The sequence below is a fragment of the Acinetobacter sp. UBA3461 genome, from assembly GCF_002381195.1.
Lineage (GTDB): Bacteria > Pseudomonadota > Gammaproteobacteria > Pseudomonadales > Moraxellaceae > Acinetobacter > Acinetobacter schindleri.
Map to the genome: position 1 here is coordinate 1 of NZ_DFRO01000014.1, position 26,320 is coordinate 26,320.

Below are 26,320 nucleotides of genomic sequence, written 5' to 3' on the forward strand. Positions count from 1 at the left end.
GTTAAACGTCGTATCCAGCCTGGTGATAAGATGGCGGGTCGTCACGGTAACAAGGGTGTTGTATCTAACATCTTGCCGGTAGAAGACATGCCACACGATGCTAACGGTGTACCAGTTGATATCGTTCTTAACCCGCTAGGCGTACCGTCACGTATGAACGTGGGTCAGATTCTTGAAACTCACTTGGGTATGGCCGCCAAAGGTCTTGGCGACAAAATCGACAAGATGCTTCAAGAGCAACGTACGGTACTTGAGCTTCGTGAATTCTTAGACAAGATTTACAACAAAGTTGGTGGCGAGCAAGAAGATCTTGATAGCCTGACTGATGATGAAATCTTGGCATTGTCTGGTAACTTGCGTAAAGGTGTTCCTTTGGCAACTCCAGTATTCGACGGTGCTGAAGAATCGCAAATCAAAGAATTGTTAGAGCTTGGTGGCATTTCACGTACTGGTCAAACAGTATTGTATGATGGCCGTACTGGTGAACGTTTCGACCGTCCGGTAACTGTAGGTTACATGTACATGCTGAAACTGAACCACTTGGTTGACGACAAGATGCATGCGCGTTCTACTGGTTCTTACTCTCTAGTAACGCAACAGCCGCTTGGTGGTAAAGCACAATTCGGTGGTCAGCGTTTCGGTGAGATGGAAGTATGGGCACTGGAAGCATACGGTGCAGCATATACACTCCAGGAAATGCTTACTGTGAAATCGGATGACGTTGAAGGTCGTACCCGTATCTATAAGAATATTGTAGATGGTAACCATTACATGGACCCAGGTATGCCTGAATCGTTCAACGTATTGACCAAAGAGATCCGTTCTTTAGGTATCAACATTGAACTGAAAAATGGTGACTAAGAAATCTCCCCTGACCCCTCTTTGAGAAAGAGGGGAGAAGTCCCCCCTTTTTTAAAGGGGGATTTAGGGGGATTCTTAAAATTCCCAAATTTCAGTAAAAAACAATATTTGTGACCCAGTTGTTGAGTGAAAATCTCCACAACACACGGAGAAAAAAATTGAAAGACTTGCTCGATATCATGCGCAAAAAGACGGATTCAGACGGTCATGCTCCAGTAGAGTTTGATCGCATCCGTATTGGTCTTGCGTCACCAGAAATGATTAAGTCGTGGTCTCATGGTGAAGTTAAAAAGCCTGAAACCATCAACTACCGTACATTCAAGCCAGAACGTGATGGTTTATTCTGTGCCAAAATCTTTGGTCCAGTAAAAGATTACGAATGCTTGTGTGGTAAATATAAGCGTATGAAATACAAAGGCGTCATTTGTGAAAAATGTGGCGTTGAAGTAACAACTGCAAAAGTTCGTCGTGAGCGTATGGGTCACATCGAGCTGGCATCTCCAGTTGCACACATCTGGTTCCTGAAATCATTGCCTAGCCGTATCGGTCTTTTATTAGACATGACGCTACGTGATATCGAACGCGTATTGTATTTCGAATCTTATGTCGTTACCGATCCTGGTATGACTCCATTTGAGAAATACCAGCTTCTAAACGATGAAGAATACTTCAATGCCTTAGAAGAACACGGTGACGAATTCACAGCGAAAATGGGCGCGGAAGCAGTTCAGGACTTGTTGAAAGACATCGATCTTGAAGCCGAGATTTCTCGCCTGCGTGAAGAGATTCCTGTAACAACTTCTGAAACTAAGTTGAAAAAAGCGTCTAAGCGTTTGAAACTTATGGAAGCGTTCAAAGAATCGAACAACAAGCCAGAATGGATGGTAATGAACGTACTTCCAGTACTTCCACCAGATCTTCGCCCGCTTGTGCCACTTGAAGGTGGTCGTTTCGCGACTTCTGATTTGAACGACCTTTACCGTCGTGTGATCAACCGTAACAACCGTTTGAAGCGTCTTCTTGACCTTGCAGCGCCAGACATTATCGTACGTAACGAAAAACGTATGTTACAAGAGTCTGTAGATGCATTGTTAGACAACGGTCGTCGTGGTCGTGCAATTACCGGTTCGAACAAACGTCCTCTTAAATCTTTGGCAGACATGATCAAAGGTAAACAGGGTCGTTTCCGTCAAAACTTACTTGGTAAGCGTGTTGACTACTCAGGTCGTTCGGTAATTACTGTAGGTCCAAACTTACGTCTTCACCAATGTGGTCTTCCGAAGAAAATGGCACTTGAGTTATTCAAGCCGTTCATCTTTGCGAAACTACAAGCATCTGGCCAAGCAACCACCATTAAAGCTGCGAAGAAAATGGTTGAGCGCGAAACTCCAGAAGTTTGGGACGTACTTGCATCTGTGATCCGTCAGCATCCAGTCATGTTGAACCGTGCACCAACACTTCACCGTCTAGGTCTTCAAGCATTTGAACCTATTCTGATTGAAGGTAAAGCGATCCGTCTTCACCCGTTAGTTTGTGCGGCATTTAACGCTGACTTCGACGGTGACCAAATGGCGGTACACGTACCATTAACACTTGAAGCTCAGTTAGAAGCTCGTGCGTTAATGATGTCAACCAACAACATCTTGTCTCCAGCGAACGGTGAACCAATCATCGTACCGTCTCAGGACGTTGTGTTGGGCTTGTATTACATCACACGTGATGCAATCAATGCCAAAGGTGAAGGTATGGTGTTCGCGGATACTCACGAAGTAAACCGTGCACTTGCAACTGGTCAGGTTGATCTACACGCTCGCGTGAAAGCACGTGTACACCAAACTGTGATTGATGAAGATGGTAACCGTCGTCAAGAAACAATCATTGTTGATACAACCCCTGGTCGCTGCTTGCTTTGGGAAGTTGTTCCTGAAGGTATGGACTTCCAGCAAATTAACGTTGAGATGACCAAAAAGAACATCTCGAAGTTAATCAACTCTTGCTACCGTAAACTGGGTCTGAAAGATACTGTTATCTTCGCTGACCAGTTGATGTACCTAGGCTTCCGTCAAGCGACGCGTTCAGGTGTATCTGTTGGTATGGAAGACATGCTGATTCCACCAAACAAACAGGCAATTATTGGTAAAGCGGAAGCTGAAGTTCGTGAAATCGAACAACAGTTCGAACAAGGTTTCGTAACTGCCGGCGAACGTTATAACAAAGTTGTCGATATCTGGGCACGTACCAACGACCAGGTAGCGAAAGCGATGATGGACAACTTGTCTTACACGACTGTTAAGAACAAACAGGGTGAAGACGAGAAGCAAAAATCATTCAACAGCATCTACATGATGTCTGACTCCGGTGCCCGTGGTTCCGCAGCTCAGATTCGTCAGTTGGCTGGTATGCGTGGTCTGATGGCGAAACCGGATGGCTCGATCATTGAAACGCCAATTAAAGCGAACTTCCGTGAAGGTCTGACAGTACTTCAGTACTTCATTTCAACACACGGTGCGCGTAAAGGTTTGGCCGATACAGCACTGAAAACAGCGAACTCTGGTTACCTGACTCGTCGTCTGGTAGACGTTGCGCAAGACTTGGTCATCACTGAGCCAGATTGTGGTACTTATGATGGTCTTGTAATGACGCCGTTCATTCAAGGCGGTGACGTGATCGAGAACCTGGGTACTCGAGTACTGGGTCGTGTCGTTGCTGAAGACGTTAAGAAAGTGGGTACAGACGAAGTTCTTCTTCCTCGTAATACCTTAATTGACGAGAAACTGGCTACGTTTATTGAAAACGCGGGTATTGACGAAATCAAAGTACGTTCAGTTGTAAACTGTGCCTCTACTTTCGGTGTATGTGCGAAATGTTACGGTCGTGACTTGGCACGTGGTCATCAAGTGAACCCTGGTGAATCTGTGGGTGTAATGGCTGCTCAATCAATTGGTGAGCCAGGTACACAGTTAACCATGCGTACGTTCCACGTGGGTGGTGCTGCGAGCCGAACTTCTGCTGCAAACAGCGTACAAGTTCGTAACAAAGGTACTGTACGTTTCCACAATGTGAAAACTGTACAACACGCAAAAGGTCACTTGGTATCAACTTCACGTTCAGGTGAAATCGGTATTGCAGATGATCTAGGTCGTGAGCGTGAACGTTACAAGATCCCTTACGGTGCGTCTATTCTGCTGAAAGATGGCGAATCTGTAGAGGCTGGCGGTATCGTGGCGACTTGGGATCCGCATACACATCCACTGGTAACAGAAGTAGCTGGTAAAGTTCGCTTCAGCCAGATTGCTGATGGTGTAACTGCAACATCGAAAACTGATGATGCAACTGGTATGACGACTGTTGAGATCTTGCCTGTTACAGCGCGTCCTGCTTCTGGTAAAGATTTACGTCCTGCTGTTGTGCTTGACACAGTAGATGGTGGCGAACAGTTCTACTTCTTGCCACAAAACACAATTCTTTCTGTCCGTGATGGCGAAACAATTGGTGTGGGTGATGTAATCGGTCGTGTACCACAAGAATCTTCACGTACGCGTGATATTACCGGTGGTCTGCCGCGTGTAGCTGACTTGTTTGAAGCACGTAAGCCTAAAGAGCATGCGATCCTTGCAGAAGTTTCTGGTATCGTAAGCTTCGGTAAAGAGACCAAAGGTAAGAACCGTCTGGTAATTACTCCGGATGATGGTTCAGAGATCTACGAAGAACTGATTCCGAAATGGCGTACCATCAACGTGTTCGAAGGCGAACATGTGAACCGTGGTGAAACTATTTCTGATGGTCCACAGAACCCGCATGACATCTTACGTCTGAAAGGTGAAGTGGCGTTGACGAACTACATCGTGAATGAAGTTCAGGACGTTTACCGTCTGCAAGGTGTAAAAATCAACGATAAGCACATCGAAGTGATCGTACGTCAAATGTTGCGTAAAGTTGAAATCACTGATGGTGGTGATTCTAGCTTCATTAAAGGCGAACAGGTGGATTACATCCGCGTTGCTCAAGAGAACCAAGCATTGCTTGCTCAGAACAAGTTCCCTGCGAAGTTTGAACGTCAATTGATGGGTATTACCAAAGCGTCACTTTCTACTGACTCGTTCATCTCTGCTGCATCGTTCCAGGAAACAACTCGTGTGTTAACTGAAGCGGCTGTAACAGGTAAAGAAGATGATCTACGCGGTCTGAAAGAAAACGTAGTTGTAGGTCGTCTGATCCCAGCGGGTACAGGTCTGGCTTACCACTTGGAGCGTCGTCGTCAAGAAGCAGAAGCTGCAGAATTTGAACTGCACAATGACTTCTCTGATGTAGACCAAGCGCTTAGCCAAGCATTTAATGATGAGTTTAACGGTCTGTAATCAGACACTTTAAATCAGAAAAAGCCACCTTCGGGTGGCTTTTTTTATTGCTGCATGTTGTCAAGTCAGCGACTTTAAACAATGATTTGAAATCAGACCCTAAAATATGCCAGTATTTCTGAGGAAAACATAAACTTAAAATGGGAACAATAAGATGAAAAATTTAGTAATCTCAGTTGTACTACTGTTAGCACTCGGTTTGACAGCGTGTTCTAAAGATCAAGCAGAAAATACAGCACCTGGCGATACTACAGCCGCGAATGAAACTGAAGTTGTAGATCAAGCAGCTGCAAATGAAGAAGCTCAACCTTTGGATGCGGCACCATTAGAAACAGATGACGTTGCAACATCAGAAGCTGTTACTCAATAAAGTAAAACAAGCTTTACATCTATTTAGGCACTGATCATTGCTACTTATTAATCCTAATCCATACCGATGATCTGTAGTACAAGCGCCGCTTGTTAAGCTCGGTGCTTATTTTTTATTGAGAGGGAAAAATGCGTTCTATAAGTAAAAAATTAGCGGTTACCACATTATTCGTAGTCTCAACTGTTTCATTTGCAGCGCCCATGCCCAATACCATCATGGTTGAAGATACAGCTGTGGTTCCTGTACTAAAAACTGAAGTGCTGCGTCGGGTAGAAGGACAACAACCTGTACGTCATGTTGAAGCCACGATTCTGGAAATCACCAATAAAGGCAAGGATATTGTTGCTAAAGAAGTGGTATTTGATGACACTCTGGGGCAGTTCTCGGATAAAAAACTGTCAATTCCAGTGATTCAAAAGGGGGGTGTGATTGTTCCCACCTCTAAAATTGAATTCAATACGACATTGAAGCAGGACGGTGAAATCCTCCAGCAAACCAGAACTATTGATGCTGAAGGGATCGAGTTTAAAAAAGATCAGGCTGAACCTGTAAAACGTACTCTACAATTGCAGCAACATACTGGTACGGATAAAACCAAGGTAACGCATACTGTGATAACTGAAGATGGTGCAACCTCTCGTGATTTGCTTATGGTAGATACTGCGGAATAAACTTAAAAGATCCAATTTCATGTGCTATTTACAAAATAGCGTAGGGGAGTTTCAAGATTTAACATCTTGTTATAAATCGCTCCTTAAATTCCGGTTACTCTTAACTCATAAGACAGAGGAATCGAACAGGGAGCTGGATCATGAAAAAGTTAATTGGCGTACTGGCTGCGGTGACAGTTTCAACCTTTATGTTAGCAGGTTGTGAAAATATGTCTGCCCGTGATCAACGTGTAGGTGCTGCAGCACTTGGTGGCGCAGTTGGTGGTGGTGTGGGTAATAGTGTCGGCGGCGGCTGGGGTTCTGCTATTGGTGGTGGTGCTGGTGCCGCTGTCGGAAGTAAAACCCAAGGTGGCTCTAACCGCAATGCAACCTACAGTGGTGTAGGCGGCGCTGTTGGCTCAGCCGTTGGTAAGAGTATTTTTGGTGGTAACGCTGGTGCAGCAATCGGTGGTGCGATCGGTGGTGGTGCAGGCGCGGCGATTGAGCAACGCCGTTAATCACAGCACTATCTGGTATTAATAAATAAAAGCGCCTGTACAGGCGCTTTTATTTTGTTGATCTAATTTCTATTTATCTTGAAAGAGAGTCTTAGGTTTTTTACGACGGATATATACGGTCTTTTTTACTTCTGCAATACGCACACCTGAATCATCATAAATATCGATCTGATAGTTACGATAGACAGGAGCATGATCAGCCGCAAGATTCATAATAGTTTTCACTTCTTCAGCATCAATGCGTATGTCTGCATACACGGTTCCGCGGCCTGGAGAGAGAAATTGAATGGTCGCTTCTTTATCCCAGACAATATATTTTGGTCCCAGATGATGCATCAGGAGCAGCATATAAAAGGGATCGACCATGGAATACAGGCTACCCCCAAAATGTACGCCGACAATATTCTGGTTTTTACGAGTCAGTGGCATTTTCACGCGAATATGATAATTGGCATAATCCAGTTCATCAATTTCGATACCCGCTCCACGATAGGGTGCATAACGGTTTAAGATAAATTTAGTGACCAAAGGCAGGCTTTGAATTTTACGTAATAGGCTCATACTGACATTCTTTTTTCTTGTATAGCTATGCATACTAGAACAACAAAATTGTGATGGCATTGATAAATCATGCCGAGTTATAAAATAAACGGTCAATAACAATAAAGGAAGACCAGATGGAAACACAAAATCAATGGGTGGCAACCAGTGATCAGCAGCGTCTTGCAGTAAGAACCTTTGGTGATATCAGCAAGCCTGCTTTGGTTTTGGTGCATGGCTATCCGGATCATCAGGAGGTCTGGAAAAATGTAATTGTCTATCTGCCGGATTATTTTATCGTTACTTATGATGTGCGTGGCGCAGGGGATTCATCCATTCCCAAATATATCCGTGATTATCGTCTGGAGCGTCTGAGTATGGATCTGGAGGAAGTGGTGAATGCTGTTCTTCCAGGACAATCTTTTCATTTGGTCGCCCATGACTGGGGTTCGATTCAGTCCTGGGAATCGGTAACTGACCCAAGATTCGAAGGCCGTATTCTTTCCTTTACCACGATTTCAGGTCCCTGTCTGGACCATGCCGCCTTCTGGATGCGGAATCAGTTCAAGCACAACAGATCAAGATTTTTTAAACAATTAAGCAAGTCCTGGTATATCGCCATGTTTCAATTGCCTTGGCTGGCACCAACTGCATGGAATTTTTTCAATCCCGAGCGTTGGGGCAAAATTATTCGGGAACTGGAAGGCAAAGAAGGACTGCCATTGAACCAGAATATTGTCAAAGATGGAAAATATGGTGTTGGGCTGTATCGGGCCAATTTTATTCCAAGGTTGCTTAAACCCCGTGAACGCTATGCCATCTGTCCGGTACAGGCCATTGTGCTAAAGCGGGATAATTTCGTCAGTCCGCAACTAGTTGATGAAATGCCAAAATGGGTGCAAACCTTTTCCAGGGTAGAGCTAGATGCCAATCATTGGGCAATCTTAAGCCAGCCAAAACTTATTGCAGAGTCTATCCGTGAGTTTACTCAGCAGCATGCTTAAGCCAATCACAAAGATGGATTTGGATTGATAAAAATGTAGGGGAATTTTTATTCGCATTTTCTGATAAAATACCTCCCTTTCTCTCATTCCCAATTCATTATGTTTGCGATTCTTGCTGCTATCGGAGTCATGTGTGGACTCTCCTTGGCACGTGTACCTGTGGTTTTTGCCCTGGTCATTGGTGCTATTCTTGGTGGTTTGCTGGCGGGTCTAGGCCTCCAGGGAACTTTAGATGCATTTAACAATGGCCTGGGTGGTGGTGCTAAAATTGCCTTGGCTTACGGTATTTTAGGTGCATTTGCTTTAGCTTTGGCACGTTCAGGCCTGCCTGATCTTTTGGCTTATAAGATGATTAGTACCTTAAAAGGTGAGGCTGATATTAAAGCACAAAATCGTGTTAAATATATGATTTTTGCAACTGTTGCAATTGCAGCGGTCTTCTCTCAAAACGTGATTCCTGTGCATATTGCGTTTATACCTGTGTTGATTCCGCCTTTATTGATTGTATTTAATCACTTGCAGTTAGACCGCCGTCTGGTGGCCTGTTTGCTGACATTTGGTCTGGTTGCGACCTATATGCTGATTCCAGTTGGTTTTGGTGCAATCTTCCTTAATGATATTTTGGGTCAGAATATCAATACTTTTGGTAAAGCTTATGGCTTCCAGATCACCTATGACCAGATTCCAGCTGCCATGGCGCTTCCTGTATTTGGCATGTTTATCGGTTTGCTGGTTGCGATCTTTATCAGCTATCGTAAGCCACGTGTGTATAAAGATATCCAGGTCGAACAGCAGCAGAGTATTTCTGCCGAACTGGGCGTAGAACAGCAGGCAGCTCGACCTCAAATTGCCAAGTTCACCATCTGGATGGCAGTGATTGCAGTTGTAGCAACGCTGGCTGTGCAGCTGTATTCAGATTCTATGATTCTTGCAGGTTTGGTGGGCGTAGCAATTCTTAGCTGTGCCGGAATCTTTAAATGGAAAGAAGCAGATGATGTGATCATTACCGGTATGCGTATGATGGCACTGGTTGGTTTCATTATGATCGCTGCCCAAGGCTTCGCCTCAGTCATTGAAGCAACCAATCAGGTGCCAGCGCTGGTTCAGGCCTCTGTAGAATGGATTGGTCAAAGTAAAGCACTTGCAGCCTTCTTAATGCTCTTGATTGGTCTGCTGGTAACGCTTGGGATCGGTTCATCATTCTCGACTGTGCCAATTCTAGCCATCATTTATGTACCGTTATGCATTCAGTTTGGCTTTAGTCCTGAAGCAACTATTGCCATTATTGGTACTGCTGCGGCATTGGGGGATGCAGGTTCGCCAGCGTCAGATTCTACCCTTGGCCCAACCTCTGGCCTGAATATGGATGGTCAACATGACCATATGAAGGACAGTGTAATTCCAACTTTTATCCACTACAACATTCCATTGCTGATTTTTGGCTGGATTGCGGCAATGGTGCTTTGATTTTGTGATGTTTCACACATTTTATTTGAATCAGTGCCTATTAATTCTGACTTGTCTGCTTGGAATAAATAATAATTAAATCAGATTAACTTGGTTGGTATTTTAATCCAATCAGGTTGGTCGGATTAAAATAAATATATATTAATTACATATACTTAAATAATACTTATAATTTGATTTTATAATATCTATTGCATATTAATTTTAACCATGTTTATTATTAATTAAGGTATATTTTTCTTAATAATTATTCTTCCCGTGGGGTATTAAAAATGTTAAAGCAAGTTGCTCTAATTGCATTAATGGGTCTTTCAGTATCTGCGATGGCAGGCCAGTGGCAAGTTAAGGTAGGTGGCTCGGTTGTTTCTCCGACTGGTGAGTATCAGCTTGGCCCAGATGCTGAGCTAAAAGCTGCGGACGAATTAGCATTTACACCATCGGTTGAATATTTCTTTAATGACAACATCTCTGCAGAATTATTACTTGCAGCACCTATTAATCATGATGTTGAATTAAATGGTACGGATGTAGTGCGAATTAAACATTTACCACCAACACTGACTGCAAAGTATCATTTTAAAAACTCAACTCGCTTTACTCCATACATTGGTGTAGGTGGTACAGTATTTGTTGCTTGGGATGAACGTACAAAAGGTCTAGCCGATACTGACGTAGATGTAAAAGAAGATTTTGGCTTTGCTGGACAGGTAGGCTTCGGCTATCAACCAGCTGATGCGAAAAACTGGGGTGTTTACTTTGATGCACGTTATGCACAAATTAGCCCTGAAGTTACTTTGACTGGAGATGTACCAGCTAAATTTGATCTAGATATTGATCCTATGGTTTACACCATTGGCTATAGCTACAAATTCTAAGCTTTGAAATTATCCAAAAGCCTTATCTACGGATAGGGCTTTTTTTTGCAAAATAACAACGATTTATAACGTGATTTAATTGAGCAGATTCGCCCTGTTCAAATATATTGAATGCAATAAAGTTAAAGATAATCTGAATACAATAAAGAGAATAGGAAGATCAAGAATGAAGTGGTTGCTTAGAAGTGGATTGGTCTTCTTTATGGTCTGGACGACTCAAAGCTATGCGGCAAGTTTCGACTGCCAGAAGGCTCAGTCACAAACTGAAAAGGCGATTTGCCAGCATCGGACACTGAATGATGCCGATGTCAAAATGGCCACCAGTTACAATATTATCCGTCATCTTGTGCCCATGGGTACGCGCTCGGTCATTCAGCGAGATCAGGTCAAGTGGTTACAGTTTCGTGATCAGTGTCAGGAGTCTGTCGACTGTCTGATGCAGGTATATAAAATGCGCCAGCAGCAGATTGACTTGCAATTTGATCGGGTTTACCGTCAGGGACCATTTTGAATGATTAAATTTTTTGCATGAAAATCATTAGATACTATTGAAAATTAAACAACTCACTCCATTCATATAGGCATCAGCTTAAGTCTGTTTCCAATAATGAAAGGAGTGAAGAATGAGCGAGTCAAACGCACAAAAGCATAGTTTCCAGGCCGAGGTGGCGCAGTTACTGCACCTCGTGACACATTCGCTATACTCAAACCCTGAAATTTTCCTGCGTGAATTGATTTCAAATGCTTCAGATGCATGCGACAAGTTACGCTTTGAAGGGATCAATCATCCTGAATATTATGAAAATGAACCTGACCTGCATGTTCGGGTCAGCCTCGATCAAAACAATAAAACGATTACTATTTCTGATAATGGCATTGGCTTAAGCCAGCAAGAAGCTATTGATAACCTGGGGACAATTGCCAAATCAGGTACCAAAGACTTTATGTCAAAACTGACCGGGGATCAAAAAGCCGATGCCCAGTTGATCGGTCAATTTGGTGTCGGTTTCTATTCAGGCTTTATTGTCGCCGACAAGATCACTGTAGAGTCCCGTCGTGCAGGTGCGGACAAGTCTGAAGGCGTACGCTGGATCAGTGGTGGTACAGGTGATTTCGAAGTTGAACAGATCACTAAAGACGGCCGTGGTACGGACATTATCCTGCATTTGCGTGAAGATGCTTTGGATTATCTGCAAAGCTATAAAGTAAAGCAGATTATTAATAAATATTCTGACCATATCAGCCTGCCTATCCAAATGCAGAAAGAAGTCTGGCAGGAAGAAGAAGCTGCAGAGGGTGAAACACCAAAAGGTGGTCAATATGTGAAGACGGACGAGTGGGAAGCGATCAACTCTGCCAGTGCTTTATGGACCCGTAATAAATCTGAGATTACTGAAGAACAGTATGTCGAGTTTTATAAGAACCTGACTCATGACTTTGCTGCACCGCTGGCCTGGGCACATAATCGTGTGGAAGGTAGCACGGAATACACCCAGCTGCTTTATGTACCGAGCAAGGCTCCACAGGATATTTTCACCCGTGATGCTAAAGTAGGGATCAAGCTGTATGTGAAACGTGTCTTCATTATGGATGATGCGGATAACCTGATTCCAAACTATCTGCGCTTTGTACAAGGTGTGGTGGATAGTGCAGATTTACCATTAAATGTAAGTCGCGAATTACTACAGGAAAGCCGTGACGTCAAAACGATTCGTGAAGGCAATACCCGTCGTATCCTGACCATGCTGGATAATCTGGCCAAGTCTGAAGATGAAAAAGATCAGGAAAACTTCAAAACTTTCTACCGTGAATTTGGTGCTGTGCTGAAAGAAGGTTTGGGTGAAGATTTTAGTAACCGTGAACGCATCCTGAAATTACTGCGTTATGCAACCTCAACCAATGATGAAATCAGTACTTCATTGGCAGACTATAAAGCTCGCATGAAGGAAGGTCAAAAGGCTATTTATTATGTAACGGCTGACAGTCTGAATGCAGCGAAAAATTCCCCTCAGCTGGAACTGTTCAAGAAAAAAGGCATTGAAGTTCTACTGATGTCTGAGCGCGTAGATGAATGGGCAATGAACTTCGTACATGAGTTTGATGGTACGCCGTTGCAGAATGTATCTAAGGGTGCAGTAGATCTCGGTGATCTGCAAGATGCTGAAGAGAAGAAAGCGCTTGAAGCAGCTGCTGAGCAGTTTAAGCCTGTGGTCGATAAACTTACGGATTCCTTGAAGGATAAAACCAAGGAAGTGCGTGTAACAACTCGTCTGGTAGATTCACCAGCCTGTCTGGTGACAGGAGAAGGGGAGTTATCACCACAATTGATCCGTATGCTGAAAGATGCGGGCCAGCCTGTACCGGATATGAAACCGATTTTAGAGATCAACCCTGAACATCCATTAGTGAAAAAACTGGAAGGCTCTACCCAGTTTGACGACCTGGCCAATATCATCTTTGATCAGGCGGTGATTGCTGAAGGTGGTTTACCAGAGAATCCGGCCGAATATGTAAAGCGTATTAACAGTCTGTTATTAGCTTAAATTTTAAACTTGAAAAACCCTTCTACTAGAAGGGTTTTTTTATGATTATTTACTGGAAGTTTTTGATGATAAAGGAGGTTTGATCTGAAGCGGCCATCATCAAGATAAAAAAACACAGTAAAGTGTTTCATCAAATAAAAACATAATATTGTATTAAATAATCCATAGTAGTAATTATTAAGTTAATGGAGATATAAATCATAAAATCAGTAATCGTCATTAGTCTGTTAACTGCCTTACTGATATCCATGAGCCAGCTCACGATGGCGAACTAGTACTGAAAAAGTGGTATGTACTGATCGTATAAATTTTTATAAACCTATGAAAATGGAGACCCTACAGGTTGAACATGTACAGCGGAGCGATTGTATAGCCTTTAATCAAGCCAGCCTGGGGCAGCCATCTTGGCAAACTAAACGTATCATGCGTAAGGACCATATTGTGTTTAGGAAAATTTAATAAGTGAAAGCTTTACTGGTTTTAAAAGCCCATCTTTTATGGGCTTTTTGCATATATAGCACTATTGATTTTAGAAGATGGCCTCCAGACGGACTGCGGCACCTAGGTAATGACTCCGATCCTCACGATGGTCATTTAAATAATTGACATCAGTCTGCACAAAGAACCATTCACGAAGAAAAGGCTGACGCCAAGAGGCATAGGGTCCCCAAGTATTCAGGCGTAGATCGTTGTCATTCATATAACCCCCAGTATAGAGGCCGTAACTGAAGCGATGAGCATTAAAGAACTGGTGCTGTCGAAAGCTGTAATTATTCCAGCGTAAATCATCATCCTGTTCATCTGCATAGATCAGGCTGAACTGGTTGGAGAAAAAAGGTTGATTAGGGCGCGCATGGGTTAATTCCAGGTTGGTTCGCAGATAGTTTTCACTATCAATCCCGTAACGATAGATCTGTTCGGCATGAAATGAGAAGTCATTATGTAGTGCCCAATCTCGACTTGCTTTTACACGGACATAGATATCATCGCCAGAACGTATCCCCAGATCCAGATCAGTTTCAAAAGGAAGTTTTTTAGAAAGTTCCGACCAGCGCAATGCGAGAGAGCTGTTATTTTCTCGTGTCCGGCTACGGTCCAGCCGTCTGTCAGGCGCATTGCCTGGATTCTCATTGGTAATTGCGACATTGCCATTCAGTTCATTATCGAGGCTGTCATCACCAAAGACTACACTGAGTTTACGTTCTAATGTGGGAAGCTTCATTCTGCCGCGAATACGGGGTTTGACTTCATATTCATCATATTTATTCCAGCTATTATCCACGATCACTCTCAGGGTGGCACGTGCAGGTTCATTTTCATCGGGTTCACCAAACCAGTTGTCAATTTTATTTGCAGTACGGTTAGTCCAGTGACGAATCCCTTTTTGTTTTCGATCTACCCAGGTATTTTCCTCAGTCTCATGGGTACTGGGAACGATAGATTCACTCGACTGCTCCGGTAAAAAGGTAGGCGTGCTATCTATAAATCGCGGAATATAGTCAAGGAAACTAAAGCTTTTGGAAGGCTCTGCTTCCTGCTCATCAGCCTCGGCTGTTTGACTGGTATCAGAAGATTGATCAAGCCCGGCCCAAAGTATCGGGCTAACACTTGTTAAACTGATCACTAAGAAAGATGCGGGCAAAATCCGGCTTTTTTTCATAGGGCTATTCTTGCTCTTTTTCTTTATATTTCAAGAATAAGTTTGCAGAATTGCATCTAATAAAAGCAACCAGAACTACAAAATTACATCAATTTTTCCAAAGCCTTATCCAGGATGCTTGCATAAAGTTCTGCTACCGCCACAGGCTCTTTAATCTCCAGCAGAATCTGGTGGATCAGCTGCCAGTTAATTTGCTGATCACGTTTCAGAATCAAGCACGGATACATCTGTTCCGTGGAAGACAGCTTGAGACGTTGTTCCCCATGAATCACACGCAATTTTTGACGTTCTTGTAGTAACAGAAGGGGAGTATGAAAGTTGGCTGACTGCTCATCAAATAGAATAAATTTTTTGGTGGTAATCTGATGCAGAGGAATAAATGGGAAATAATCCTTTTGTTGCCAGATCAATCGGGCCTGTTCGGAATAAGTTTGATAGAGCGAATCAAGCTGCAAGAATTTAGTACTTAATTCAACAGCGCTAATCGTTTTAATAGCAGCAATATGATAATTCTGTTGTTGTCCCCAGAACTGCATTAACTGTATGGCTTGCTGCCATTCACTTGTCCCTAATAGCATACAATAGTGGCTAAAGCGTCCCGTGCTATCTATCTGCTCAGCCAGGTAAATTGGTTGAGAGTTCCAGTCTATATGTGCCTGATAATGCCAAGCCATTTTGAGATGTTGCAGGGATGAATCAGAAGCCAGTCTTAATTCAAAAAGATGATGATTACCTATTTCGACCAAGCTAACATCAGAAACCTGAAATAATAAATCCTGAAATTCTAGAGTTGCTGGAATATCGGGTACTGCGATGTTTTCCTTATTCTCTACTTGTGGTTCGTCTGGCTCTGAATGACTTAAATCTAATTCTGCTAGAGGTACGATTGTCTGAAGCACATTTGAAGCTTTTTGTTGAACGGGCAAAACTTGAGGATTCGCCCAAATCTCATGTTTGGAGATATAAGTATTTATAGACGATTCAGGAAGCTTTTCTTCAACCATCTCTAAAGACAATGGGGTTGCAGTAGCTTGTAATTCATGATCACTTTTCAAACATGAAGAAAGCTGTTGCTGGTGTAACAGCCAGCTAAAGCTCTGCTCTATATCAAGGTTCCATTCACTGATCAATGCAGTACGTTGAGGTGCTGGGATCAGCCAGATTTGCCAGCCACGTTTAGGATCATGCAAGAAAGCCCAACCTGAAAGCGGGTGAGCATACAGGGCTTCCTTTAGATGATCTGCATTGAGAAAAAAACCACGGAAGCTATGGTAATAATGGGTTTCTCGAGCAAATTCCTGTGCAGAAAGTTCAGGTTGAAGACGGGTTTTGAATGCCAGCAGCTGTTTCTTGAAAACAGGCTCATTGCACTGCTGGAAAATTTCTTGCACACGTTTTTTAGAGCGGACTACTTCATATAAGCTGAGACTACGATGATCCAGATCATGTCCTAATTCATGCAGTTCTTTAATCAGGCGTACTTTTTCAAGAGCATTCATCATCGTCATCTATTATAAATATTTAAGTGCTTTATCCAGGCTTTTGGCCAGAATGATATTGGCAGCCAGTTCAATCAGTTTATATTCAGTTGAGTTAGGGTCAGTATAACGTTCGGCTAACTGCAACAGATGATCAATCGGAATCGCCTGTGGCGAAATTTGACCTTGCACTAAAGCTTGCAATTCATTCATGGCAAAACTTGTCACATATAAAAAATGATCATTTTTTGATTATATGGAGGAAAAATATAAAAATGTTATTTTTTATCAATTATTTTCTAGAAATAAAGCGCGGTAAAATTTGGAATGGTGTCGAAGATCACCTGGATGAATCATGGATCAAAATATTTAGGTAATTGAAATAAGCTTGAATATAAATTTAATCGTTTTCTGTGATGTCGTACTGCAAAAATAAAAAACAGGCTGAATATTTCAGCCTGTTTTTTTTAAGAAAGAAGCTAGAAAATTAAGCTTCTTTTACAGTTTCAGCAGTATCCGCCGCAACAGTTTCAACTGCAGCCGCTTTTTTTGCTGGAAAGTCAGGTGTGTAGACAATTTGCGCAGTTGCAGTTACTGAAAGTGCCATTACCGTTGCAGCCAGAACAAATTTAATTGCGTTCATAATATGACCTTTATAAGCTGATGTTCAATATATTGAACTGGGAGAAAATAGAACCTTATTTGTGTGAAAATGATACCAAAGAGGCAGTATTAAAAAATGATTGATTCGGCAATTTTATAAAAAATAATAAAATTTTATTTATAAAAAACAATAAATTAGAACTTTTACTCTAATTTCAAGAAAACTCATTCTTTATAAGGCTCATTTAAAAAATAATAATTTAAATAAGAATAAAGATTTTTATATGAAAGATTTAAAAGGTGATGCCATGCTGATTAGACTGAGGTGAACACGGTATTGTAAAACACATGTAAGGATTTGCTGTCCGATGTTTAAGGAACGTTTGCTCAGGATTTAAATCCACTATGATGACGCTTCACTCACCATAAAAAGAGAGTTACATCATGGCGATTGCAAAAGTTGTTGAAGTTAATTCGAGTAGCAATAAGAGCTTTGAGGATGCGATTCAGACTGGCATTGCTAAGGTCACTGAAACCGTCAAGAATGTTCAGGGTGCCTGGATTAATGAACAAAAAGTTGTCATTAAAGACAATAAAATTACTGAATATCGGGTCAATCTTAAAATCAGTTTTCTGGTCGAATAAATACAGAATAAAAAAATCCCCATTTGAAATGGGGATTTTTTTATGTGTCTTATCTTATTCAGATTTAGGCAGATCACATTGATCATCAGTACATTGTTCTGCAGCAGCCTGCGGTGGCTCTAGCGCTTTTTCTAGAACCTGTACAAATACTTCCTTGGGTTGGGCACCCGCCAAGGCAATACGCTGGTCAAATACAAAGAACGGAACACCTGTAACTTTCAACTGGTCGCGTGCAATTTCCTGATCGAATTTAACGAAATCAGCATATTCTTCTGAATTCAGTACATCATCGACTTCAACAGGATTCAAGCCTATACGGGCTGCAACATCTTCTAAGGTTTCACGCTCTCCAATGGCTAGACCTTGGGTCATATAACTATAGAAGAAAGCTTCTTCAGCTTCGTTACCTAAACCTTTGCTCTGGGCAAGATGGATAATACGGTGAGCATTAAAGGTATTACCTGAGTTGGCACCTTCCCAGTTAAACTCGATACCTTCTGCCTTGGCCATCTCGGCAATATTACGTTGCATTTCTTCGACTTCTGCCACAGTACGGCCGTATTTCTGCGCAAGTCGTTCAGAATTAGAAATTTCCTGACGTACAGGTGCTTCAGGATCAAGCTGGAAGCTATGCCAGTGAACTTCAAGTTCTACACCTGCCTGTTCTGCAGCAGCTTCTAAACGTTTTTTACCGATATAACAAAAAGGGCAGACCACATCCGACCAGATATCTACGCGCATGAAATTTCCTAAATATTTCTATTAGGAGAAGTATGAGGGCATATAGCCAGAATTTAAAGGTTGAATAGGTCGAAAGAACTAGGGAGAAGATTAAAGAATTTTAAATTTTAGACATTCTTTATTACTTAACTTGTCTTTGGTTATTCGTCTGAATATTCATGTTTTTTGTGAAATAGTTCAATGAATAGCATAGATCTGTTGGGGATATTTCATAAAATAATGATAAGTGATTGATCTTATTGTGAATTAAAATGCTATTTTGATATTGCTGAAATTTAGGAGGCAGTGCTATGAATAGGGTCTGTAGCTATACATGCGCTATGTTAATGGCAGGGATACAGCTTCCAGCAATTGCAAGTTTTTTTGATTCATCTGATTTTGAACATTTGGATGATGATTTACTTGCGCTGGTGTCAGGACAGGATCGTTCATTTCAAACAAAAACAGATTTATATCGGGCTGATACATTGCAAAGAATGACGCCGCAGGGTTTCCCAGTAGCTGCACAGAGTAATCAGGAGAGTTTGAGTTTATTTAATAGTGTATTTCAGTTTAATGAAAAAGGGCAGTTAACCTTACAGATCAATCAGGATGTAGTATCGATTGGTGTGATTGAATGTTCTTTAAGTATTCACGGTCTCTCAGAAGTCAGAAGAATCCTTGGTGATCAAATCAAGTTTAATTAAGTTTTGCCGATAAAAAAACGCCCCGAAGGACGTTTTTTATCAACTCAATTATGCAGATTTAGCTTCTTTTACAGAGACTAACATCGAACCAGTTTCTTCAAAGTTTGCATGCCAGCTCAGCGCTTCATTTAGAAGGTGAGGTGTCTGACCACCACGTACACATGCACGATCAAAGTAGTCATTTAATGCATCTTTGTACATTGGGTGTACACAGTTGTCGATGATGGCACGAGCACGCTCACGTGGCGCTAAACCACGAAGATCTGCCAGACCCTGTTCAGTTACAAGCACATCTACGTCATGGCCAGTATGGTCAACATGAGATGCCATTGGAACAACAGATGAGATGTCACCGCCTTTGGCAATTGACTTGGTTACGAAGATCGCAATGTGCGCATTACGCGCGAAGTCACCTGAACCACCGATACCGTTCATCATTTTGCTACCACATACGTGAGTAGAGTTCACGTTACCGTAGATATCAAACTCAAGTGCAGTGTTAATACCGATAATACCTAAACGACGTACCAGTTCAGGATGGTTAGAAATTTCTTGCGGACGTAATACAAGTTTATCTTTGTATTGCTCAAGATTGTTAAATACTTTCTCGCCGTATTTTGCAGAGAGGGTAATTGATGAGCCTGAAGCAAATTTCATTTTACCCGCATCGATTAATTCGAAAGTACAGTCTTGCAGTACTTCTGAGTACATGATCAGGTCTTCAAAATTAGAGTCTTTCAGACCAGTCAATACGGCATTTGCAATTGAACCGATACCGGCCTGAAGTGGACCTAAGTTTTTCGGTAAACGCTCTGCTGCTACTTCTTTTTCGAAGAAAGCAATCAGGTGATTTGCGATAGATTGAGTCTCATCATCCGGAGCTGTTACTGTAGATGGAGAATCATGGTATTCACTATTAATTACGATACCAACAATTTTCGCCGGATCGATATTGATTGCATGTGTACCGATACGCTCATCTACTTTAGTCAATGGAATCGCTTGACGTGTTGGACGATAAGTCGGGATATAGATATCGTGTAAGCCTTCAAATGCTGGGCTTAAGTTTGTATTGATTTCTACAATCACTTTTTCTGCAAAAATTGCAAAGCTTGCAGAGTTACCAACTGAAGTTGTAGGAATAATGCCGCCGTCTTCAGTAATCGCAACCGCTTCAATCACTGCTACATCTGGTTTTTTCAGCTGCTGGTTACGCATCTGTTCAACAGTTTCAGACAAATGCTGATCGATGAACATCACTTCACCCTTGTTGATTGCTTTACGCAGGGTGTTGTCCACCTGGAATGGCAAACGACGTGCCAATACACCAGCTTCTGTTAATTGCTTGTCTAGGTCATTCCCTAGAGAAGCCCCAGTGATGAGGGTGATCTTTAATGGGTTCGCTTTCGCTTGCTGTACCAGAGCCAGTGGAACCGCTTTTGCTTCACCTGCACGAGTGAAGCCACTCATACCTACAGTCATGCCATCTTCGATGAACTGAGCTGCCTGTTCTGCACTCATTACCTTATTGTGTAGGGATGCTAAACGGATACGGTCTAAAGACATTTGAACTCTCTTAAATTCCTGAATACTGATACGGATTGTACCGATCAAAAAAAGTATTTTGCATAGGTGTTAGGCTAAGGTCTAATTTTTTAGCCAAATAGTGGTATAAAAATAAATGATGATTTTTAACATATTGAATAATATATTATTTATATAAATAAGAAATTAAATCCTAAAAATAAAATGTATAAATATTAATCTATTCTTAAAAGTGACCAGTGATACTTTGTCGGATTTTGTCGAGCGTGGTCGGGGTCGCAGTCTGTTCTGGTTCCGCTTGATGAATTGGTAGTGAAATGATGGCTTCCAATCCACCTTCAGGTCCATTATGAATGTATAGTTCACCAGAATGAATATCGACAATCCGTTTTACAATGGCCAGTCCCAAGCCACTACCCTGAACAGTACGAGCCGAATTACCTCGTACAAAAGGCTGCATGAGATCTTCAATTTGATCCTCTGGAATGCCTTCACCATGATCGGCCACTTTGATCAACAGTCGATCCTGTTCAATCTGGGCAGAGAGTTCGACTGGTTCGGCACCATAGCGTTTTGAATTATTAATCAAGTTACCAATCAATCGTTTAAGCGACATACTGCGGGCTTGGATTAGCGGTAATTCCTGAGGCGTAAAGCGGATATCAAGCGGCTTAAACTGGGTAACCAGTTCTTGTAGTAGTGTATTGACATTGGTTTCTTGTGGCTCTTCATCGGAACCATCGCGCATAAAGGAAATAAACTGATTTAAAATTGCATCCATGTCTTCGACATCATAAATCAGACCTTCTTTGAGGAAATCTTCGTCTGGCATCATCTCGGCACTCAGGCGGATACGGGTCAGAGGCGTGCGCAAATCATGTGAAATACCAGCAAGCATAATCCGGCGTTCACGCTCGGTCTGTTCTAGTGTATAGATCATGTGGTTAAAGGCATTGTTCACTTGACGGATTTCAAGAGGCCCATGATTGGTATCCAGATAGGGTGCAGAACCAGTTGCACTATAGCTATTCGCAGCTTCCTGTAAGCGACGTAGTGGACGATTCAGCTGACGGACCAAAGTCAGAATAATAATGCCAGCAATCAATGGCGTACCCAGTAACCAGCCAAAAATCAGTTCAGGGCTATAGTTAGCATAGGTTTTTAAAGGTTCACGAACCCAATGACCATTCATTTCAGGCGTTTGAATCCAGATCTGGGGGCTAGGCTTAAACTGGAAATATACAGTTGCCCGGTCAATACGTAATTCTTTTGCCAGCTTTTCCTCAATTTTACTGGTAAAAAATTCGGCAATCACTTTTTCACGAATATTGGGATACTGTGCAGGGTCGGTAATATACTCAATCCCAATACGGCTTTTTAAATAATCATCGATATCTACTTCCTGATCATGGTGATACAGGCGCAGGCTAGGATTATTCAGGATTTCCAGTTCAACAGCGAGATAGCGGGCATGTTGCTGAATTTCCGGCAAATAAAGAGTTCGCCAGAAAAACCAAATCGACATCACCAGACTGAACAGGACCACAAAAACCACAAGTACCGCGGTTCGCATTGCAGCTGAACGTGGCTTGATTTTGTCGAGAAAACGTTCCATACGGGTACGTTTCTTTTCCGAGTAATGGACAAAATCAGTAAATTCTTGTGGGTCGATGGGGTCAAGTTTCACACCAGCATCCTGTGGGCGTTTTCCAGATTTTACAGAAATATTCTTGGGATAGAATCTTAACTGCCTGTGTCTTTAATAAAAGACTTTTCAATAAATAAAATACTGTTATTCCAGTAAAACTGTGCCATTCGCTGAACTTGTAAAGTTCCATGCCAGCCAGGAATGCAAGTTTGGCTCAGACAGCAGCGAATGGCATTTAGAGACAATAGACGAAGGTAATCCTTATCCCTTTATAGTTTTTCTTATTCAGCACCATCTGGAACAAAGACATAACCCACACCCCATACGGTCTGGATATAACGCGCACGAGCCGGATTTTCCTCTACCAGACGACGCAGACGAGACACTTGCACATCAATCGAACGTTCCATTGCCCCCCATTCACGACCACGTGCCAAATTCATCAGCTTGTCACGTGTTAACGGTTCACGTGGATGCTGTACTAAGGCTTTTAATACAGCAAATTCACCTGTTGTGAGGGTTACCACCTGACCTTCGCGAGTCAATGTGCGGGTAGAAAGATCAAGTGACCATGGACCGAAGCTGACCACTTCCATTTGCTGGCTTGGCGCACCTGGTACTTCACGCACCTGGCGACGTAATATGGCACGGATACGTGCTAATAACTCATTTGGATTGAATGGCTTTGGTAGATAGTCATCTGCACCGGCTTCAAGTCCTGCGATACGATCCGAGTCGCTACCACGTGCTGTCAGCATGATGATTGGTGTATCGATATTGGACTGGCGTAAACGACGACAGATACTCAGACCATCCTCAACAGGGAGCATAAAGTCGAGCACGATCAGAGAAAACAGTTCTCGCTGTAGCAGTCGGTCCATTTGAGTAGCATCATGCGCAGTCTTGACCACAAAACCCTTATCTTCTAAAAAGCGTTGCAGCAAGGTACGTAAACGGACATCGTCATCGACAACCAGAATGCGTTCTACCCGATCGGTTTCGGTATGTACTGCATCGGTTTTTTCAGCGGGTACAACTAAACTCATAAGGTGCTCCTTTATTCTTTATTGTCGTCTTAAACAAAAACTAATAGATGTCTTGAGTATACGATTCATTTATAGCGATTGACTATGCTCTAAAGCAACAAAAATTGCAGTTAAAATCAAGGGATGGATACCAAATATATACAGGTAAATGATAAAAGTTTCGCAAATATGAGGGAGTCATTGCCTGGATCTAAACGTCATTCTTCAAATATTGAACAACACTGTCATAATTCATAAAGATAAATTAATAAAAACAATTGTGGATTTTATAGGCCTGGTCTTTATAATCATGCCATTTAGTACTTATCCTTGTGGGATCAAACACGATGACTGACTTAGTTCAGCAGTTGGCAAAAGAACTTGCCGTACGTCCAACTCAAGTAGAAGCTGCCATCAAACTTATTGATGAAGGTGCCAGTGTTCCATTTATTGCACGTTACCGTAAAGAAGTAACGCAGGGCTTAGACGATACGCAACTACGCCAGCTCGATACGCGTTTATCATACTTGCGTGATTTGTATGAGCGCCGTGAAAAGGTGATTGAATCACTCAAAGAACAAGATAAATTATCTGATGATTTATTGGTGCGGGTAAATGCGGCAGAAACCAAAAATGCATTAGAAGAAATTTACGCGCCGTACCGTCCAAAACGTACCAGTAAATCATTCAAAGCCAAAGAAGCTGGTCTTGGTCCGATTGCAGAAAAAATCTTTGCTGAAGCGGTTGATCCTGCCGAAGCACTTGCGGGCTTTAGCCATGAAGATTATCCAGATCAAGAAAGCCAATTGGATGCGATCCAGCACATCCTGATTGATGATTGGGCACAGAACATTGCGCTGACCACTGAGCTGAAAGCCACATTTGCAAAAACTGCCATTTTAAAAAGTTTGGTTGCTTCTGATGAGAAAAAAGAAGTTGGCAAAAAATTCCGTGATTACTTCGATTTCTCTGAAAACTTGAACAAAGTTCCTTCGCATCGTTTGTTGGCAATGCTGCGTGGCCGTCAGGAAAATGTCCTGGGCCTGAAAGTGGATGGCGAAGACGATGCTCCATTGGCACGTATTGAAACAGAATATAATCTGGATGCCATTCAGCCCCAGTCTCGTCAGGATTTCCTGAAACAGACTGCGAAACTGTTCTGGCTGGGTAAAGTCCGCCCGACGATTGAGCATTCTTTATTGACTGAAAAACGTCTGGCTGCTGAATCTGAAGCAATGAACGTATTTGCGGAAAACTTACGTCACTTACTGCTTTCTGCACCTGCTGGCGCGCGTACGACGCTGGGCGTTGACCCAGGTATCCGTACCGGTGTGAAACTGGCAGTCGTGAATGAATCTGGCGATGTTCTGGCACATAGCACCATTTATCCATTTGCTCCAAAAGATGATAAAGAAGGTTCACTGACCGAGCTAGCGCGTTTATGCCGTGAGTTTAATGTTGACCTGATTGCGATTGGTAATGGTACGGCAAGCCGTGAAACTGAAGCGCTAGTAGCTGAAATGATGGCAGCAAACAGTGACCTGAAACTGACCCGTGTTTCTGTGTCTGAAGCAGGCGCTTCTGTTTATTCTGCTTCTGAATTGGCTTCTCAAGAACTTCCAGAGCTGGATGTATCGATCCGTGGTGCGGTTTCGATTGCACGCCGTCTGCAAGATCCACTGGCTGAGCTGGTGAAAATCGATCCAAAATCGATTGGTGTAGGTCAGTATCAACATGATGTGAATCAGACTGGCCTGGCGAAAACCCTTGAAGCAGTGGTAGAAGACTGCGTGAACTCGGTGGGTGTTGATGTCAATACTGCATCTTCTGCAATTTTGGGTTATATCGCCGGTCTGAATAAATCGATTGCACAGCAGATCGTAGATTTCCGTAAGGAAAATGGCCGTTTTGATAACCGTCAGTCGTTGAAAAAAGTGCCACGTTTAGGCGAACGTACTTTTGAACAGGCTGCGGGCTTCTTGCGTATTCTAGATGGCTCTGAGCCACTGGATGCTTCTGCAGTGCATCCTGAATCATATGCTTTGGTCAGCAAAATTGTTGAAGCGAAAGCCACGACTGTAAAAGACATTATTGGCAATACTGAAATCATTCGTCAGGTAAATCCTGAAGAGTTTGTAGATGAGCAATTCGGTCTGCCGACGATTCAAGACGTATTGGCAGAGCTGGAAAAACCGGGTCGTGACCCGCGTCCAGAATTCCGTACCGCCAAGTTCCGTGATGATATCACTGAAGTTGCACAATTGACTGAAGGCATGCAACTGGAAGGTGTAGTGACCAACGTGACTAACTTCGGCGCATTTGTCGATGTCGGTGTCCATCAAGATGGCTTAGTGCATATTTCTGAACTTGCCAATGAATTTGTCGCTGATCCACATAAAGTGGTGAAACCTGGTCAAATCGTGCAAGTTCGTGTTTTGAATGTGGATGCTGAACGTAACCGCGTGAATTTGTCGATGCGTCCTGAAGGTTCTGCAGCTCCGGCAAAAGCCCCACGTCAACCACGCCGTGAAAACAATGAAGCACGTGGTGAACGTAAGCCTCAAGGCAAACGTCCACAGCAAGCACGTCCGCAAGGTGAGCGTCCTCAGGGCAAGAAACCGCAAGTGGCTAAACCACAAGAGCAAAAAATTGGTGGTTTGGGTGCGTTATTATTACAAGCTGGGATTAAAGGTTCTAAATAATTTTCAGATATCTTTAATTTAAAAAAACCTCCCAATCGGGAGGTTTTTTTATTTGAACACTCTTATGAGTTAATCATCGGCACAATCCAGCTAGTGATGATCAGCAAAATACCCAGATGCCCCAGTTTTCGTGTCACATAAACCAGTTTCGACGGTGGCTGTTCCAGTCGTTTTGCATATTCTTCCATGCTAATTCCAGACTTACCTTTACTGGTATATAAAAACACCCCCAAGTCGATACAGATCAGAATCGTACCAATATCGGCCACCAGTTCCATCAGCTCAAATTGCTGGGTATATAGCGACATGCCAACGCTATAAATCAGATAAAGACCAAAGGCAATACAGGCATATTGCAAGACCACTAAAAACTTCTGCATAAATCTCAACAGCTCAAAAAA

The 26,320-nt window shown here is 42.6% G+C and carries 22 protein-coding genes and 1 pseudogene; 13 read left to right on the forward strand and 10 right to left on the reverse strand.

Annotation, left to right across the window (positions count from 1 at the left end; translation table 11 throughout):
- The 5 genes and pseudogenes from rpoB to B3D47_RS02195 all read left to right on the forward strand — a co-directional run.
- Positions 1-861: pseudogene (gene rpoB / locus B3D47_RS02175) on the forward strand (DNA-directed RNA polymerase subunit beta); the annotation flags it as partial.
- A gap of 158 nt (positions 862-1,019) precedes the next feature.
- Positions 1,020-5,219: a DNA-directed RNA polymerase subunit beta' gene (gene rpoC, locus B3D47_RS02180; protein ID WP_004890573.1), complete on the forward strand. Its 4,200-nt coding sequence runs from the start codon at positions 1,020-1,022 to the stop codon at positions 5,217-5,219.
- A gap of 154 nt (positions 5,220-5,373) precedes the next feature.
- The gene (locus B3D47_RS02185) at positions 5,374-5,589 is read left to right on the forward strand and encodes a hypothetical protein (protein ID WP_004890570.1); all 216 of its coding nucleotides are present in this window, start codon (positions 5,374-5,376) and stop codon (positions 5,587-5,589) included.
- A gap of 128 nt (positions 5,590-5,717) precedes the next feature.
- Complete coding sequence (locus B3D47_RS02190) at positions 5,718-6,260, forward strand: hypothetical protein (RefSeq protein ID WP_312442406.1); 543 nt, start codon at positions 5,718-5,720, stop codon at positions 6,258-6,260.
- Between the two features lie 140 nt (positions 6,261-6,400).
- Positions 6,401-6,757 carry a DNA transfer protein p32 gene (locus B3D47_RS02195; RefSeq protein ID WP_163172355.1) on the forward strand — a complete coding sequence of 119 codons (357 nt, stop codon included), beginning with the start codon at positions 6,401-6,403 and terminating at the stop codon, positions 6,755-6,757.
- A 69-nt stretch (positions 6,758-6,826) separates the two neighbouring features.
- On the opposite strand, the gene B3D47_RS02200 is transcribed toward B3D47_RS02195, so the two are convergent.
- Positions 6,827-7,318 carry a DUF4442 domain-containing protein gene (locus B3D47_RS02200; protein WP_216073839.1) on the reverse strand — a complete coding sequence of 164 codons (492 nt, stop codon included), beginning with the start codon at positions 7,316-7,318 and terminating at the stop codon, positions 6,827-6,829.
- 116 nt (positions 7,319-7,434) lie between these two features.
- Between B3D47_RS02200 and B3D47_RS02205 the strand changes: the two genes are divergently transcribed.
- From B3D47_RS02205 to htpG, 5 genes are all read left to right on the forward strand, one after another.
- Positions 7,435-8,301, forward strand: coding sequence for an alpha/beta fold hydrolase (locus B3D47_RS02205; protein WP_286859698.1), 867 nt, complete (start codon positions 7,435-7,437; stop codon positions 8,299-8,301).
- Between the two features lie 99 nt (positions 8,302-8,400).
- A complete protein-coding gene (locus B3D47_RS02210) occupies positions 8,401-9,768 on the forward strand; it encodes a Na+/H+ antiporter family protein (RefSeq protein ID WP_004813546.1) in 1,368 nt (455 codons plus the stop codon).
- Positions 9,769-10,040: 272 nt separating this feature from the next.
- Positions 10,041-10,643, forward strand: a complete 603-nt coding sequence (locus B3D47_RS02215; protein ID WP_286859701.1) for an OmpW/AlkL family protein — start codon at positions 10,041-10,043, stop codon at positions 10,641-10,643.
- Between the two features lie 166 nt (positions 10,644-10,809).
- Entirely contained in the window at positions 10,810-11,154 is a 345-nt protein-coding gene (locus tag B3D47_RS02220) for a lysozyme inhibitor LprI family protein (RefSeq protein ID WP_004890554.1), read from the forward strand.
- A 112-nt stretch (positions 11,155-11,266) separates the two neighbouring features.
- The gene (gene htpG, locus B3D47_RS02225; protein WP_286859702.1) at positions 11,267-13,186 is read left to right on the forward strand and encodes a molecular chaperone HtpG; all 1,920 of its coding nucleotides are present in this window, start codon (positions 11,267-11,269) and stop codon (positions 13,184-13,186) included.
- A gap of 529 nt (positions 13,187-13,715) precedes the next feature.
- Here htpG and B3D47_RS02230 read toward each other — a convergent pair.
- The 4 genes from B3D47_RS02230 to B3D47_RS02245 form a co-directional block, all read right to left on the reverse strand.
- Positions 13,716-14,831, reverse strand: coding sequence for a hypothetical protein (locus tag B3D47_RS02230; RefSeq protein ID WP_376747622.1), 1,116 nt, complete (start codon positions 14,829-14,831; stop codon positions 13,716-13,718).
- 98 nt (positions 14,832-14,929) lie between these two features.
- Positions 14,930-16,348, reverse strand: coding sequence for a hypothetical protein (locus tag B3D47_RS02235; RefSeq protein ID WP_286859706.1), 1,419 nt, complete (start codon positions 16,346-16,348; stop codon positions 14,930-14,932).
- A gap of 9 nt (positions 16,349-16,357) precedes the next feature.
- Entirely contained in the window at positions 16,358-16,537 is a 180-nt protein-coding gene (locus tag B3D47_RS02240; RefSeq protein ID WP_004813533.1) for a hypothetical protein, read from the reverse strand.
- Between the two features lie 274 nt (positions 16,538-16,811).
- Positions 16,812-16,967 carry a hypothetical protein gene (locus tag B3D47_RS02245; protein WP_004890542.1) on the reverse strand — a complete coding sequence of 52 codons (156 nt, stop codon included), beginning with the start codon at positions 16,965-16,967 and terminating at the stop codon, positions 16,812-16,814.
- Between the two features lie 404 nt (positions 16,968-17,371).
- Here B3D47_RS02245 and B3D47_RS02250 point away from each other — a divergent pair, with 404 nt between their 5' ends.
- Positions 17,372-17,572 (forward strand): dodecin family protein, encoded by a 201-nt coding sequence (locus B3D47_RS02250; RefSeq protein ID WP_004813529.1) that lies wholly within the window; start codon positions 17,372-17,374, stop codon positions 17,570-17,572.
- Positions 17,573-17,626: 54 nt separating this feature from the next.
- Here the strand turns inward: B3D47_RS02250 and B3D47_RS02255 are convergent, their stop codons facing one another.
- Complete coding sequence (locus B3D47_RS02255; protein ID WP_004813526.1) at positions 17,627-18,313, reverse strand: DsbA family oxidoreductase; 687 nt, start codon at positions 18,311-18,313, stop codon at positions 17,627-17,629.
- A gap of 326 nt (positions 18,314-18,639) precedes the next feature.
- On the opposite strand from B3D47_RS02255, the gene B3D47_RS02260 reads away from it, so the two are divergent.
- Positions 18,640-18,999: a hypothetical protein gene (locus B3D47_RS02260; protein ID WP_227499351.1), complete on the forward strand. Its 360-nt coding sequence runs from the start codon at positions 18,640-18,642 to the stop codon at positions 18,997-18,999.
- A gap of 48 nt (positions 19,000-19,047) precedes the next feature.
- Here the strand turns inward: B3D47_RS02260 and B3D47_RS02265 are convergent, their stop codons facing one another.
- The 3 genes from B3D47_RS02265 to ompR form a co-directional block, all read right to left on the reverse strand.
- Entirely contained in the window at positions 19,048-20,565 is a 1,518-nt protein-coding gene (locus tag B3D47_RS02265) for an acetyl-CoA hydrolase/transferase family protein (RefSeq protein ID WP_048881201.1), read from the reverse strand.
- 205 nt (positions 20,566-20,770) lie between these two features.
- Positions 20,771-22,231, reverse strand: coding sequence for an ATP-binding protein (locus B3D47_RS02270; protein ID WP_004813519.1), 1,461 nt, complete (start codon positions 22,229-22,231; stop codon positions 20,771-20,773).
- A gap of 242 nt (positions 22,232-22,473) precedes the next feature.
- Entirely contained in the window at positions 22,474-23,238 is a 765-nt protein-coding gene (gene ompR, locus B3D47_RS02275) for a two-component system response regulator OmpR (RefSeq protein WP_004890528.1), read from the reverse strand.
- Between the two features lie 326 nt (positions 23,239-23,564).
- Here ompR and B3D47_RS02280 point away from each other — a divergent pair, with 326 nt between their 5' ends.
- Positions 23,565-25,919, forward strand: coding sequence for a Tex family protein (locus tag B3D47_RS02280; RefSeq protein WP_286859708.1), 2,355 nt, complete (start codon positions 23,565-23,567; stop codon positions 25,917-25,919).
- Between the two features lie 62 nt (positions 25,920-25,981).
- Here B3D47_RS02280 and B3D47_RS02285 read toward each other — a convergent pair whose 3' ends face one another.
- Entirely contained in the window at positions 25,982-26,299 is a 318-nt protein-coding gene (locus B3D47_RS02285; RefSeq protein WP_004890522.1) for a hypothetical protein, read from the reverse strand.
- Positions 26,300-26,320 lie beyond the last annotated feature (21 nt).

Bases quoted from the DNA above. Each gene is read 5' to 3' on its own strand.
- B3D47_RS02255 (WP_004813526.1), bottom strand. From the start codon at position 18,313: ATGCGCGTAGATATCTGGTCGGATGTGGTCTGCCCTTTTTGTTATATC.
- htpG (WP_286859702.1), top strand. From the start codon at position 11,267: ATGAGCGAGTCAAACGCACAAAAGCATAGTTTCCAGGCCGAGGTGGCG.
- B3D47_RS02190 (WP_312442406.1), top strand. From the start codon at position 5,718: ATGCGTTCTATAAGTAAAAAATTAGCGGTTACCACATTATTCGTAGTC.
- B3D47_RS02250 (WP_004813529.1), top strand. From the start codon at position 17,372: ATGGCGATTGCAAAAGTTGTTGAAGTTAATTCGAGTAGCAATAAGAGC.
- ompR (WP_004890528.1), bottom strand. From the start codon at position 23,238: ATGAGTTTAGTTGTACCCGCTGAAAAAACCGATGCAGTACATACCGAA.
- B3D47_RS02205 (WP_286859698.1), top strand. From the start codon at position 7,435: ATGGAAACACAAAATCAATGGGTGGCAACCAGTGATCAGCAGCGTCTT.
- B3D47_RS02280 (WP_286859708.1), top strand. From the start codon at position 23,565: ATGACTGACTTAGTTCAGCAGTTGGCAAAAGAACTTGCCGTACGTCCA.
- B3D47_RS02215 (WP_286859701.1), top strand. From the start codon at position 10,041: ATGTTAAAGCAAGTTGCTCTAATTGCATTAATGGGTCTTTCAGTATCT.
- B3D47_RS02260 (WP_227499351.1), top strand. From the start codon at position 18,640: ATGGCAGGGATACAGCTTCCAGCAATTGCAAGTTTTTTTGATTCATCT.
- B3D47_RS02265 (WP_048881201.1), bottom strand. From the start codon at position 20,565: ATGTCTTTAGACCGTATCCGTTTAGCATCCCTACACAATAAGGTAATG.
- B3D47_RS02285 (WP_004890522.1), bottom strand. From the start codon at position 26,299: ATGCAGAAGTTTTTAGTGGTCTTGCAATATGCCTGTATTGCCTTTGGT.
- B3D47_RS02235 (WP_286859706.1), bottom strand. From the start codon at position 16,348: ATGATGAATGCTCTTGAAAAAGTACGCCTGATTAAAGAACTGCATGAA.
- B3D47_RS02240 (WP_004813533.1), bottom strand. From the start codon at position 16,537: ATGAATGAATTGCAAGCTTTAGTGCAAGGTCAAATTTCGCCACAGGCG.
- B3D47_RS02200 (WP_216073839.1), bottom strand. From the start codon at position 7,318: ATGAGCCTATTACGTAAAATTCAAAGCCTGCCTTTGGTCACTAAATTT.
- B3D47_RS02220 (WP_004890554.1), top strand. From the start codon at position 10,810: ATGAAGTGGTTGCTTAGAAGTGGATTGGTCTTCTTTATGGTCTGGACG.
- B3D47_RS02195 (WP_163172355.1), top strand. From the start codon at position 6,401: ATGAAAAAGTTAATTGGCGTACTGGCTGCGGTGACAGTTTCAACCTTT.
- B3D47_RS02185 (WP_004890570.1), top strand. From the start codon at position 5,374: ATGAAAAATTTAGTAATCTCAGTTGTACTACTGTTAGCACTCGGTTTG.
- B3D47_RS02245 (WP_004890542.1), bottom strand. From the start codon at position 16,967: ATGAACGCAATTAAATTTGTTCTGGCTGCAACGGTAATGGCACTTTCA.
- B3D47_RS02210 (WP_004813546.1), top strand. From the start codon at position 8,401: ATGTTTGCGATTCTTGCTGCTATCGGAGTCATGTGTGGACTCTCCTTG.